The organism is Streptomyces rishiriensis, assembly GCF_030815485.1.
GTDB classification, from domain to species: domain Bacteria; phylum Actinomycetota; class Actinomycetes; order Streptomycetales; family Streptomycetaceae; genus Streptomyces; species Streptomyces rishiriensis_A.
Genome location: NZ_JAUSWV010000003.1, coordinates 113,358 through 125,949 on the forward strand (window position 1 = coordinate 113,358; position 12,592 = coordinate 125,949).

Annotated in this window: 9 protein-coding genes and 1 pseudogene; 2 read left to right on the forward strand and 8 right to left on the reverse strand. The window is 72.5% G+C overall.

Annotated elements, in window-relative coordinates:
* Nucleotides 1–137 precede the first annotated feature (137 nt).
* The 5 genes from QF030_RS40320 to QF030_RS40340 form a co-directional block, all read right to left on the reverse strand.
* Nucleotides 138–959 carry an AfsR/SARP family transcriptional regulator gene (locus QF030_RS40320; RefSeq protein WP_307167952.1) on the reverse strand — a complete coding sequence of 274 codons (822 nt, stop codon included), beginning with the start codon at nt 957–959 and terminating at the stop codon, nt 138–140.
* A gap of 1,664 nt (nt 960–2,623) precedes the next feature.
* A complete protein-coding gene (locus tag QF030_RS40325) occupies nt 2,624–3,478 on the reverse strand; it encodes an AfsR/SARP family transcriptional regulator (RefSeq protein WP_307167953.1) in 855 nt (284 codons plus the stop codon).
* Nucleotides 3,479–4,022: 544 nt separating this feature from the next.
* Nucleotides 4,023–4,664 carry a ScbR family autoregulator-binding transcription factor gene (locus QF030_RS40330; protein WP_307167954.1) on the reverse strand — a complete coding sequence of 214 codons (642 nt, stop codon included), beginning with the start codon at nt 4,662–4,664 and terminating at the stop codon, nt 4,023–4,025.
* Nucleotides 4,665–4,742: 78 nt separating this feature from the next.
* Nucleotides 4,743–6,335: an acyl-CoA carboxylase subunit beta gene (locus QF030_RS40335; protein ID WP_307167955.1), complete on the reverse strand. Its 1,593-nt coding sequence runs from the start codon at nt 6,333–6,335 to the stop codon at nt 4,743–4,745.
* A 120-nt stretch (nt 6,336–6,455) separates the two neighbouring features.
* Nucleotides 6,456–6,644 (reverse strand): acyl-CoA carboxylase epsilon subunit, encoded by a 189-nt coding sequence (locus QF030_RS40340; protein WP_307167956.1) that lies wholly within the window; start codon nt 6,642–6,644, stop codon nt 6,456–6,458.
* A 331-nt stretch (nt 6,645–6,975) separates the two neighbouring features.
* Here QF030_RS40340 and QF030_RS40345 point away from each other — a divergent pair, with 331 nt between their 5' ends.
* Complete coding sequence (locus tag QF030_RS40345) at nt 6,976–7,968, forward strand: ScbA/BarX family gamma-butyrolactone biosynthesis protein (protein WP_307167957.1); 993 nt, start codon at nt 6,976–6,978, stop codon at nt 7,966–7,968.
* A gap of 817 nt (nt 7,969–8,785) precedes the next feature.
* Here the strand turns inward: QF030_RS40345 and QF030_RS40350 are convergent.
* The 3 genes and pseudogenes from QF030_RS40350 to QF030_RS40360 form a co-directional block, all read right to left on the reverse strand.
* The gene (locus QF030_RS40350) at nt 8,786–9,112 is read right to left on the reverse strand and encodes a hypothetical protein (RefSeq protein ID WP_307167958.1); all 327 of its coding nucleotides are present in this window, start codon (nt 9,110–9,112) and stop codon (nt 8,786–8,788) included.
* 114 nt (nt 9,113–9,226) lie between these two features.
* Nucleotides 9,227–9,438 (reverse strand): annotated as a pseudogene (locus QF030_RS40355) (NF041680 family putative transposase); the annotation flags it as partial.
* A 680-nt stretch (nt 9,439–10,118) separates the two neighbouring features.
* Entirely contained in the window at nt 10,119–11,063 is a 945-nt protein-coding gene (locus QF030_RS40360) for an NAD(P)H-binding protein (protein WP_307167959.1), read from the reverse strand.
* 563 nt (nt 11,064–11,626) lie between these two features.
* Between QF030_RS40360 and QF030_RS40365 the strand changes: the two genes are divergently transcribed.
* Nucleotides 11,627–12,322, forward strand: coding sequence for a ScbR family autoregulator-binding transcription factor (locus QF030_RS40365; RefSeq protein WP_307167960.1), 696 nt, complete (start codon nt 11,627–11,629; stop codon nt 12,320–12,322).
* Nucleotides 12,323–12,592: the final 270 nt, after the last annotated feature.

Genomic DNA, 12,592 nt, shown 5'->3' on the forward strand with positions numbered 1-12,592 from the left:
AGGCCCCTGTGCGCACGCGGGGGGCCGCGCCGGCCGGCTCACCGGCCGGCATGTCCGGTCACAGTGCTGAAGCGCTTCGCGAGCGAAGGTCCGCGCACCGCTTCTGAGGACGACTCGAGCCCCCGCTCCGGCCGGTCTCAGGCGGCATAGAGGTCGAAGGTCGAGGTGCGCCGCAGTCCTGCGGCGACATCCAGCTGCGGGTCGACGGCCAGCATGGCCTGGTGCAACCGCTGCACCTGCGGTGAGGGCTCGACGCCCAGTTCCTCGATCAGACGGATGCGCAGCTTGCGGAAGATGGACAGGGCCGACGCCTGCCGCCCCGACCGGTACAGCGCCACCATGGCCTGCGAGTGCAGCCCTTCGTGCTGCGGGTAGCGCGCCGTCAGCTCGGCGAGCTCGGCGATGAGTTCGGAGTGCCGGCCGAGCCGCAGATCGGCGTCGATGCGCCGCTCGACGGTGCCGAGCCGGCTCTCCTCCAGCCGCATGACCTCGATCCCGAGGATCGGCCCGACCCGTACGTCGACCAGCGCGGGGCCGCGCCACAGGTCCAGGGCCTGGCGGAAACGGTCGGCCGATCTCTCGTCGTCCCCGGCCTCGAAAGCAGCCCGCCCTTCCGTGACCATGCTTTCGTACTCGTGCACGTCGACGCTCTCGGGCGGTATCTGCAGCAGATAGCCGCCGTGCCGGGTGGCGAGCACTTCCTTGGCTGCGCCGGGGGCGTCGGGCCCCATCGCGGTGCCCAGGCGCCGGCGCAGCTGGAGGATGTAGGTCTGCAAAGTGGTGAGAGCGCTCTGCGGCGGCTCGGTGCCCCAGATCTCCTCCATGAGCATGGGGACCGGCATCACCCGTCCGGGATAGAGGGCGAGCAGAGAAAGAATCTGCCGCGGCTTACCGGCCGTCGGGACAATCGACCCCCCGTTGACCTCGGCACTCAACGGACCCAGAACCTGAATCTTCACTGCGTTCCTCCGTACCTCGTCGAGTTCCTCTCGTGGCTGAATTTCATCGCCATAAGCACACTAGCGGGAATCACGCCACGCCCGGCTTTCCTCGACCGGAGTTTGAGGGTGTTTCAACTGGATACCGTGGCCCGTAAATCGATCCACTCGAGAAGGGATGAACGGCTGCTGGAGCGGCTCAAGAATGGGTGAACTGCGGCTGGAGCGAAGCGCGTCCGGCTTATCACAGGGGACTCTTTCCGGTCACCGTTCAAGCGAATTCCGTTTGTGGAGAATGCTCGGAATGCGCGCCTCCGCGCGGCGGGCCGGCCGGGTCGGCCCCGGCGTCCTTCACCGCGGCTGCTCCACGCGCCGGCCGGCGGCGAGCCGTTTCGAGGACGGCCCCCGCGGTGCCTGCGGCACGCCCGGCCCGCGCGGTGCAGGCCGGGCGGACGGGGACCTGTCCTGCGCGGTGGGCGGTCGCCCGCTCCGGCAGGGGGCGGGAAGGCGTGGAGCGGGATCGTCGCGGGCGGACTGCGGGAAGGTCGCGGGCCGCTGATGACGGCCGCCGTCGGGGGCGCGGCCCCGCAGCGGCGGAGCGACGGAGCGACGGGACACGCCTGCCGGAACGCTCGGCCCGGCCGCGCATGTGCGTCCCGGGGGATGCGGGCCTGGCGCCGGCTGCCGCTGCCGCTTCGGGACATCCAAGGCCCGCCGCTGTGGCCGGCCGGCCGCCGCCGGCTCCTGATCCGTCCGGCGTCAGGCATCAGGAGTCCCACGTCGGACGTCAGGTCAGGCGTCAGGCGTCAGGCGTCAGGCGTCAGGCGTCAGGCGTCAGGCGTCAGGCGTCAGGGGCAGCCTGTACGAAGCCGTGCCGCACCGCCCGGACGGCGATGCCTCGCCGAGCCAGTCGACGCCTTGCTCGGCACGGCCCGTTTCCGGGCTGAAAAAAGGGAGGAGGCGTGAGCACACAGAAGAAGTCGGAGGCAGCGCGGGCCGGGGCGGGCCGGGCTCTGGGGATGCGCATCACGTCGGACGCGGACCGGCTGCCCCTCCTCGCCGGGACCCGGCCGGCACCCAACACGGCAGCAAAGGGGCGGGAGTTCCTGACCGAAGGACACCGAAGGACACCGAAGGGGACACGGTCCCCGGGCGGGCCGGTACTTCACGTCCCGGCATCTGCACGCGGACAGAGCCTACGGCCGCGCGGCCTGCCCCAACGGCCCCGGCAGTCCCGGCAATTGGGACGGTCCGGCAGTTCCGTCCGGCCCGGCGGCTGAGGCGGAAGCGGACCGGGGTGTGCGTCGCCGGTGAAGGCGTCGCGTCCGGTGAACGGCTCAGGGCGCCGCGGGTCGTCGAGCCGGCGGTGCCGTGGCTCCTGGCGGGCGGCGCCCGGTCCTCGCCGCGGGCCGCGTCGGGCGCGATCGCCGTGCGGCTCCCGGGACTTGCCGCTGTCCGTTCCCGCTCCCGCTCCCGCTGCTGCTGGTGCTGGTGCGGGTGCGGGTGCGGGGTGTGTCCCTCTCATCCGTCTCACCGTGCAGGCACGGGCGGGGCGGCGGGGCGGGCCGTCTTGGGTGTCGTCCCTCTGCCGTGGGCCCTGTCGGCGTGCTGCCGCTTCGGCGGGGCTTGCGTCCGGCCGGGTGTCACCCGGCCGGGCGCGAGCCCCGCCGAAGCGGTGCGGTGGCTCAACTGGTGGGTACCAGGCGCTCCTTGGCGGTGCCGGCTGCCACCGGTGCGGGCTCGGGGCTGGCCGTGAGGATGGAGCGCTGCATGCGCTGCAGCCCCGCGGACGGCTCCAGGCCGAGGTCGCGTACGAGGGTGGCGCGCAGCCGCTGGTAGACCTCCAGTGCCTCGCCGCGCCGTCCCGAGCGGTACAGGGCGAGCATGAACTGGCCGTGCAGGCTCTCGTGTGTGCGGTAGCGGTTGACCAGGACGGTCAGCTCGGCCAGCAGCTCGCGGTGGCGTCCCAGCCGCAGGTCGGCCTCGATGCGCTGGTCCAGTGCGCACAGCCGGTTCTCCTCGAGACGCTTGATCTCCATGTCCAGCTGTTCGCCGGTCTGTACGTCCGCGAAGGCGGTGCCGGTCCACAGGGCGAGTGCCTCGCGCAGCTGGCGTGCGGCGCCGGGGAAGTCGCCGGCGTCCATGGCCCGGTATCCCATGCCCGAGAGGCGCTCGAAGGTGCGCACGTCGCTGTCGCCGCCGCCGCTCGCCAGCAGGTAGCCGCTGGGCATGGTGAGCAGTACTTCCTTGGCGGTGCGCCGCGCGCACGTGCCGTCGGCGTCCTGCTGCCCGCCGTGCCCGTCCTTGTCCAGGGCCACGGCGATGAGTTCGCGCAGCTGCAGGACGTAGGTCTGCAAGGTGGTGCGGGCGCTGCGCGGCGGGGTGGTGCCCCAGAGCTCCTCGATCAGGTCGGAGACGGACACCACCCGGTCGGCGTGCAGCGCCAGCAGGGCCAGGACCTGACGGGGCTTGGGAGCCGTCGGCGTGATGGAGACCCCGTTCTCCTGTACGGCCAATGCGCCGAGTATCTCGATGTCCACTCGATCTCCCCTGTTTTTTGCCCGAGTGCTCCGGTCATTGGGTGGCCGTCGACAGATGCCTGGTGGCCGTCGACAGTTGCCGGTCCGGCGCCCTGCCAAGGCTAAGAACAGCACGCACGGTCTGTCAATATCAAACCGCACATCCTGTATTTTCTTCTCTCGAGGAGGAAGCATACCGCCCCGGATCGGGCGGAATCCCCCGCGCGGGGCGGAATTCACGGGTCCGGTGGCCCGTTACGCGGCCGAGCCGGAACCCGGAGAGGGAGGGAAAACGGGCTCCGCACCCCCGCGCCGGGCCAGTCGACAGACCGTACGGTCTGTTTGTTGTTCGGGGCTGACCTGCACGGACCGTCAACGGGGTGTTCCTGCACGGAGTGTTCCCGCACGGACCGTCCCCGCGCGGAGTGTTCCTGCGCGGGGTGTTCCTGCACGGACCGTCAACGGGGCGTTCCTGCACGGAGTGTTCCTGCGCGGGGTGTTCCTGCGCGGACCGTCCCCGCGCGGGGTGTTCCTGTGCGGAGTGCTCGTGGGGGGTGGGGGGCGTTCAGCGTGGGGGGACGGCGGGGGGGTGCTGGGAGCCGGCGCTCACCAGGGCGTCCAGGTCGCGGCGGTCGGCGAGCCGGGGCAGCAGCACCTCCCAGAAGCCGGTGACGGTCTGCCGCGACAGCCAGGAGGCGTCCTGGCCGCCGAGGACTTCGAGGCCTGCGGTCGCGGCGACGATGACGCGGGCGCCGTCCGCGGCGGACACCCCGTGCGCCAGGGCGCCGCCGTGCTCGGCCCGGCGCAGTACGTCCTCCACCCAGTGCTGCCACTGGGTGCGCGGGGAGGGTTCCCGCCGGCGTGCGAGGTCGCCGGCGAGTCCGAAGCCGGCGCGCACCACGCTGTCGTGGGCGAGGCTGCCCATCAGCTCGTGGGTGGCGTCCACCACCGACTGCAGGGATGAGCCGCCCTGGCGGGCCTGGGCGGCCTCGGTGATGCGGCGGACGGCCTCGGCGGCGCCGGCCTCGACCGCTTCGGCGAGCAGGTGCTTGTTGGCGAAGTGGAAGTGCAGCGCTCCGTTGCTGACCCCGGCCCGCCGGCTGATGGTGCTCAGCGATGCGGTGACGAATCCCTCCTCGGCGAACACCGTGGCGGCGGCCTGGATCAGCGCATGCCGGGTGCGGGCCGCTCGCTCCTGTTTGACCATGTGCGTTCTCCTGAGAAACGGGAGGCCGGCAGGCCGGCGTCACCGCACCGGCACCAGCGGCTCCCACCAAACGTGGTGCTATTGAGGGGGGTTGCCGTGTTTGCGGGACGGCAGGTCGGCGTGTTTGCTGCGCAGCATGGCCAGGGAGCGGATGAGGACCTCGCGGGTCGCGGCGGGGTCGATGACGTCGTCGACCAGGCCGCGTTCGGCCGCGTAGTAGGGGTGCATGAGCTCGGCCCGGTATTCCTTGACCATCTTCTGCCGCATGGCCTCGGGGTCCTCGGCCTCGGCGATCTGGCGGCGGAAGATGACGTTGGCGGCGCCTTCGGCGCCCATCACGGCGATCTCGTTGGTCGGCCAGGCCAGTGTCAGGTCGGCGCCGATGGACTGGGAGTCCATGACGATGTAGGCGCCGCCGTAGGCCTTGCGCAGGATCAGGGAGATCCGCGGCACGGTGGCGTTGCAGTAGGCGTAGAGCAGTTTCGCGCCGTGGCGGATGATGCCGCCGTGTTCCTGGTCGACGCCCGGCAGGAAGCCGGGGACGTCGAGCAGGGTGAGGATCGGGATGTTGAAGGCGTCGCACATCTGGACGAAGCGGGCGGCTTTCTCCGACGCCTCGATGTCCAGGACGCCGGCCAGGGCCTGGGGCTGGTTGGCGACGATGGCGACGGCCTGGCCGTCCAGGCGGGCCAGGGCGCAGATGATGTTGCGGGCCCAGCGCTCGTGGACCTGGAGGTACTCGCCGTCGTCGACGATCTCCTCGATGACCTGGGCCATGTCGTAGGGGCGGTTGCCGTCGGCGGGGACCAGGTCGAGGAGCCGGTCCGCGCGGCGGGCGGGCGGGTCGGCGGCGGGCACCCGGGGCGGGGCCTCCCGGTTGTTCTGCGGGAGCAGGGACAGCAGGTAGCGCACCTCGGCCAGGCAGGTCTCCTCGTCGTCGTAGGCGAAGTGGCACACGCCGGAGGTCTCGGCGTGCACGTCGGCGCCGCCGAGGCCGTTCTGGGTGATCTCCTCGCCGGTGACGGCCCGGACGACGTCGGGGCCGGTGATGAACATCTGCGAGGTCTCGCGGACCATGAAGACGAAGTCGGTCAGGGCGGGGCTGTAGGCCGCGCCGCCCGCGCAGGGGCCCAGGATGACGGAGATCTGCGGGATGACGCCGGAGGCGCGGGTGTTGCGCTGGAAGATGCCGCCGTAGCCGGCGAGCGCGGAGACGCCCTCCTGGATGCGGGCGCCGGCGCCGTCGTTGAGCGAGACCAGCGGGGCTCCGGTGGCGATGGCCATGTCCATGATCTTGTGGATCTTCGTGGCGTGGGCCTCGCCCAGTGCGCCGCCGAAGATCCGGAAGTCGTGCGCGTACACGAAGACGGTACGTCCTTCGACCGTGCCCCAGCCGGTGATCACACCATCCGTGTACGGCTTCTTCACCTCGAGGCCGAATCCGCTCGCGCGGTGCCGGCGCAGCTGCTCGACCTCCTGGAAGGAGCCCGGGTCCAGGAGCAGTTCGATCCGCTCGCGGGCGGTCAGCTTGCCCTTGGCGTGCTGGGCCGCCGTCGCCCGCTCGCCGGGTCCGGCCAGCGCCTGCTCGCGGATGCTGTGCAGTTCCGCCACGCGCCCGCGTATATCGGTGGGCCCCGGTTCGATCGGTGCCAGGGCAGTCGTCGTCGCCATGTCAGGTGCCTTCCTGGGGCAAGGCCGAGGAGGTCCCGCCCCGGGTCCGTCGAGCATCTTAACAAACCGCCTAAGCGGTTTCTATTGGTGGGGAGGGAATCCGGGGGATTCCCTCGCACGTCAGCGCCAGCTGTCGGGCGCGGTGTAGGCGTCCGGCCCGCGCCACCAGCGCATCCGGGCGGCCGGAGGCTCCCCGGCCGTGCGCTGCGCACCTGCCTGCAGGGCGAGCAGTACCGCGACCACGGCGGCCAGTTCCGCCTCGTCGGGCCGGCCTCGCTCCACCCTGATCAGGGCTTCTTCCGTCCTCATCCGAGCGGTCCCCCTTTCTCGGGCCTGCTGACACGGTCGGTCAGGCCACTCAAGAACGGCTTTGAGATCGCTTGAGATACGGCACACGGGGCGTCCCGGCCGGCCGGCGGGGGCGGGGCCGGCCCGCCGACGGGGGGCCTGCGGGACCCGGGGGACGGGGGAGGTCACCGGGGCCGCCCGGTGATCATCCATACATTTGGGAATACTTCACTCCATTTATCACCGGACTGGAGTGGGGCGTTCCTTCTAGAAATTAAACCGGGTGGTATGTATCTTCGCTGTTCTGAGGGATCTGCCACTCACATTCCAGCCAAGGCACTCAGGGGGACCCATGTCTGCTAGCACGTTCCGTATGAACGGCGCGGTATCCGGCGCACTGCGCACCGAGAGCGGCCCCATCCCCCTGGCGGGGACCGGCGCCCTCCTCTTCCGGTCGCTGACCACCACCGTCCCCAAGGAACTCGTCCACCGGGCGAGCGTCGCCGAGGTGATGCTGACCGACTGGGCGCGCGTGGACGACGAGCACTTCACCGTCTTCGCCCAGTGGCCGCGCGGGCACAGCTTCTTCGCCGCCGTCGACGGCTGCCACGACCCGCTGATCGCCGCCGAGACGATCCGGCAGGCCGGATCGCTCCTGGCCCACGCGGAGTTCGGTGTCCCGCTCGACCACCACTTCCTCATGTGGGACCTCTCCGTCGCCGTGGAGCCGGCGCAGCTGCGCGTCGGCGACGCGCCCGCCTCGGTCGAACTGGAGATCTCCTGCAGCAACGTCAAGCGCCGCCGCGGCGAGCTGGCCGGCCTGCACTACGAGGCGGTGATCCGCCGGGGCGGCCACCTCGTCGCCACCGGAGGCGCCACCTTCACCTGCACCTCCGCCAAGGTCTACGAACGCCTGCGCGGCGAGCGGGCGGGCAGCATGCAGCGCCCGCTGCCCCTGACCGCCCCGGCGGCGCCCCAGAACGTCGGCCGCGTCTCCCCCATGGACGTCGTCCTGTCCCCCATCGGCGAACCGGACCGCTGGCAGCTGCGGGCCGACACCGCCCACCCCATCCTCTTCGACCACCCGGTCGACCACGTCCCCGGAATGGTGCTGCTGGAAGCCGCCCGCCAGGCCACCACAGCGGTCCTGGGCCACTGCACCCTGCCGCTCGGCATCACCAGCGAGTTCACCAGATACGCCGAACTCGACGCCCCCTGCCTGATCGAGGCCCGCCGCCTGGCCCGCACCCCCGCCCGGCCCCAACCCGCCGTCCTCGTCACCGCCCACCAGCACGGCACCCCCGTCTTCCGCTCCACCGTGACAGCGGCACCGCTCACCATATGACCCCCCGCCCGGCAGGCCCCCGGCACGCGGACACGCACCGCGGGACGGACGGGCGCGGACGGGCGCGGACCGCGGGACGCGAAGGACGCGAGGTGCGGACCGCGGGGGCGCGAAGGACGGGTGCGGACCGCGCGGGCGCACAGGGCGCGAGGTTCATGCGCCGCGGGGGCCCGGTGTCCCTGCCCCGTCCGCAGCGGTGACCGCCCCGCGGCGGCGCCCGCGTTCCGCTCCACCATGACGGCGCCACCGCTCACGCGGTGAGGCACCGGCCGGCGCAGCCCTCTCGCCGTGCCGGACCTCCCCTGTCCGCCCGCAGCGCCGCCTGCACACCGGCACACCGGCACACCGGCATCCCGCACGTGCAGGCCGTGCCCGTCACTGCCCCACAGCACGCAACGCATGCGTTGCGTGCTGTGGGGCAGTGACGGGACACCCGCGTCCCGCTCCGCCGTGACAGCGGCACCGCTCACCGCGAGGCCCCGAGCGCGGGCGCACGCACGCCGGGCCTCCCCCACACGGGCACGCCCCCTCCCCCGCCCCACACGGGCACACAGCAGACAAGCAGCGGCCCGCACCCGAAACAGACCGCGACGAACCCCCGCCGCAGCAGGCTCTCGCCAGCGACACCCGAGGGGCGGAGGGGCGGAGGGGCGGAGGGGCGGAGGCGCGGAGGCGCGGAGGCGCGGAGGCGCGGAGGCGCGGAGGCGCGGAGGCGCGGAGGCGCGTTGAGCTGATCGCGGATGTGACGAGGCGCAGGATGCGGGGCGTGCTGGGCGTGCTGGGCGTGCAGGTGCAAAGGGCGCGTTGAGCCTGCCGTTTAACCTCCGGCGTCCGGCGAAGCCGGCTCGTCTTCGGCGGTGAGGGTGACTTGCGCGGTCCATGACCAGGGCTCCCGGGACGGGTCCCAGTTCACCTCGACGTCGGTGGCGTGGAAGTCGCGCGCGAGTTCCGTCACCATCACAGCCGCTGCGACCCGCGCGTCCTGTGGGCCGGTGCTGATCGGCACGTCCAGGCGCCCGCAGAGCATTCCGCCCTCCCCGGTGAGGACGCCGGTGCGCCAGCCCTCCGGCGTCGCCAGCAGGACGATCCCCTTCGGAACGCCGAAGACCGGCCCCTTCTTCTTCGCTTTCCTGCGTCTCACCATGGCGCTATCCAACATCGTCTGGCAGCTCAGCCTTCTCGTTGGCCAGTTCGTCGGGGTTCGGCGCCGACCTCGTGGTGTGCGGGTCGGGCGCAGGACTCGCCGGTGGCGAGGACTCGTCCGCCGTCCGCCCTCGTGGCGGGTGGTGGGCCGCCGGTTCTTCGAGCCGAGAGGGCGGCCGGGGCCAGGGCGTGTGGGTTTCGGTGCACCGGCTGGCGTGCCCGTCTTCGCCCACAGGTTCCTGAACCCCGACGGACCCTGGCAGGGGTGAGTCCGTTCGGTTCCGCTGGCCTCTCCCACGGCCGGCGGAGATCCCCCGCGAAGGGGCGCCGCCGTGCTTGGGGGACGACCGCCCTGCGGCGGCCAGACCCACGGCACTGGCACCGGCTTGCGCATCACCCGCTCCGAGCGGAGCCGGCCCAGGACCTCCACGGGCAGGCCGGCCAGGAGGTGCGCGATGCGGGGCGCCAACACGACCAAGCCCTTCGGGTTCCCCGTCCCGCCACTGCTCGGCCCGCCCGCGCCGCTGCCCGGGAGCGAGCGCCAGGTAGGTGAGGGTGCGGACCGGACCGTCGGTGCACACCAACGCGTCGCACAACGCGAGCAGAGGCACCGCTCCGCGCGGTCAGGCACGCGTACAACTCCGAGCGGAACTCCGCCACCACCGTCAACGCGTCCCGTTGAACCTCCTGCCCGACCAGCCCCACGATCCCGAGCCGGTCGCCGCCGGTGGCGTCCCGCCGGGCGCCACGGCGCCCGGCCTTCGTACTGCGCTGTCGCTCAGCACAGGATCGACCCGCAGCCCCTCACACAGCTGGTGAACTGGGAAAACACCAAAACAGGTTCGGCCCTCGTTCGACGGCGGACCATCAACGGCAAGCTGAGCGCGGAGGTAACCAGGCGCAGGAGCGAAGGCGCAGGATGCGAAGGCGCGGAGGTCGCGGGGACGCAGGCGCGGGCGCGGGCGCGGGGGCGGGGGCGGGGGCGGGCGCGGGGGCGGGCACCGGGCCTACGGGGCCGGGTCCGCCCCGGTGTCCGGTGGGCGCGGCCCGGTGTCCGGTGGGCGCGGCCCGGTGTCCGGTGTCGCCCCGGACGGGGCGGTGACCGGCCCGAAGGAGGCGATGTGCGCCGCGGCCCACTGCCCGAAGGTGCGCGCCGGACGGCCCGTCAGCCTGCTGACGGTGTCCTGCACCCCGGCCTTGGCCCCCGCCTTCAGCCGCTGCGCGCTGTCCAGCAGCGCCTGGGCCACCGCCGGCGGGTAACGCCCGGCCCAAGCGGCGCGCGCCTGCTCAGGGCTCAGCTCCTCGAAACGCAGCGCCACACCGAGGAGACGGCCCAGCTCCCGCGTCTGCCCGACGGCACTGAGCGCCTGCGGCCCCGTCAGGGTGTAGGCCCGCCCGGCGTGCCCGTCCTCGGTCAGCACCCGCACCGCCACCCGCGCCACGTCCGCCGGATCCACACAGGCATGAGCCGCCTGCCCGTACAGGCCGCGCACCACACCCTCACCGCGCACCGACGCAGCCCACGACAAGGAGTTGGACATGAACGCCCGCGGACGCAGCAACGTCCACTCCATCCCCGAGGCACGCAGCAGCTCCTCACTCCCGCGCTGCCACCGGGTGATCAGATCACCGGCCCCCCCGTCCGTGACGGCCGCCGCGGACAGCTTCACCACCCGCCGCACCCCCGCCGCCCGCGCGGCCGCCACGAACGCCGCGTCACAGCCGCCGCCCACACGCGCGGTGACGAGGAACGCCGTTTCCACCCCCCGCACCGCCCCCGCCAGCGAGCGCGGATCCCCGTAGTCACCGGCGACCGCCTCCACCCCCGCGCCCGCCCACGCCACCCTCGCGGGATCCCTCGCCATGACCCGCACCCGCACCCCCACCCCGGCCGCCAGACGGCCCACCACTTCCCGCCCCACCGTCCCCGTCGCCCCCGTCACCAAAATCACGCCAGCCCCCTCTCCCGACATCACCACAGACCGCCTTCCCCATGCCCGCACCCCGCCCGCACCCGGCCCCCGACCGGCCCGCACCCGGCCCGCATCCGGCCCGCATCGGAAGTACTCGCGGGCCGCCTCCGGCCCACAGCAGGCCCCAACCGGCCCGCACCCGGGCCCGCACCCGGCCCGCATCGGGGCACTCGCGGGCTGCACCCGGCCCACAGCAGGCCCCAACCGGCCCGCACCCGGCCCGCATCGGGCCTGCCGCGGGTCTGCCGCGGGCCTGCCGCGGGCCGCGCCCCGGCCGTTCGCGGTGACCGCGGACGGCCACGCGCCCGGCGCCCCGCCCTCCCGGCCGGCCCCCCTCGGCCGCCTCCTGACCGGCTCACCACCGCCCCCGCCACCGCCACCCTCCCCGCCTTCCGCGCGCCACCGCGCTGGATCGAGATCGAGACAATTCATTGAACGCCGTACATCCGCAAGGGGTCCGTGAACCCCAACCACCTGTAAGATACAAACTGGGCGGTTTTTTTAATGGGTCTTCGGGCTCAAAGAACAGAGGGAGACCGAACGTGGTGAAGCAGGACAGGGCGATCCGGACCCGGCAGACCATCCTCGCGGCAGCAGCCAAGGTCTTCGAGGAACACGGCTACCAGGCCGCCACGATCAGCGAGATCCTCACCACCGCCGGAGTGACCAAGGGCGCCCTCTACTTCCACTTCCCCTCCAAGGAACACCTGGCCGAGGGAGTCCTGCACGAACAGGACCAACTGCTGCCCATCCCCGACCGCAACTGCAAGATCCAGCAGTTCGTCGACACCGTCATGCTGCACGCCCACCGCCTGCAGACCGACGCCATGGTCCGCGCCGGCGTACGCCTCTCCCTCGACCAGCAGGCCCTCGGCATCGACCGCAGCGGACCCTTCCTGCGCTGGTCGCAGATCTCCCGCGAACTCCTCGAAAAAGCCCAGGCCCAGGGCGAACTCCTCCCCCACGTCGACGCCGTCGAGACCGCCGACGTCATGGTGGGATCCTTCGCCGGCGTCCAGGCCATGTCCCAGGCCGTCAGCGACCACCAAGACCTCCCCCAACGCGTCAACGCCCTCCTGCGCCACGTACTGCCCTCCGTCGTGATGCCCTCCGTCCTGGCCTCCGTCGACCTCACCGGCGCCCGCGGCGCCGCCGTCGACGCCGAACTGCGCGCCCACCACCTCGCCCAGCAACCCACCCCACCCGCCCAGCCCGCCCAGCCCGCCCCCGTCAGCTGACCCACCCACCACCCACCCGCCGAACCGGCGCCAGGCACCGGAAACGGACCGGCCGACACCCACCGAACCGACACCCACCGCAAAACCGGAACACCCGGCCAGGAAAACAGAACACCCCGCCATCCGCAGGCCTGCACGCAGCCCCGGGCAGCCACAGCAGTACCCGGCCCAGGCACAGCAGCACCAGCCACACCGACCCGACGACGGTGACACAGCAGCACCGGTACGCAGGCCCGCCGACGGTCCGGCAGGCCCACCGACGGCAACGGA

What these genes read in the sequence shown, in the direction of transcription:
- QF030_RS40345 (WP_307167957.1), top strand. Translation starts at nt 6,976, where the DNA reads ATGTCTGCTAGCACGTTCCGTATGAACGGCGCGGTATCCGGCGCACTG.
- QF030_RS40330 (WP_307167954.1), bottom strand. Translation starts at nt 4,664, where the DNA reads ATGGTCAAACAGGAGCGAGCGGCCCGCACCCGGCATGCGCTGATCCAG.
- QF030_RS40340 (WP_307167956.1), bottom strand. Translation starts at nt 6,644, where the DNA reads ATGAGGACGGAAGAAGCCCTGATCAGGGTGGAGCGAGGCCGGCCCGAC.
- QF030_RS40350 (WP_307167958.1), bottom strand. Translation starts at nt 9,112, where the DNA reads ATGGTGAGACGCAGGAAAGCGAAGAAGAAGGGGCCGGTCTTCGGCGTT.
- QF030_RS40335 (WP_307167955.1), bottom strand. Translation starts at nt 6,335, where the DNA reads ATGGCGACGACGACTGCCCTGGCACCGATCGAACCGGGGCCCACCGAT.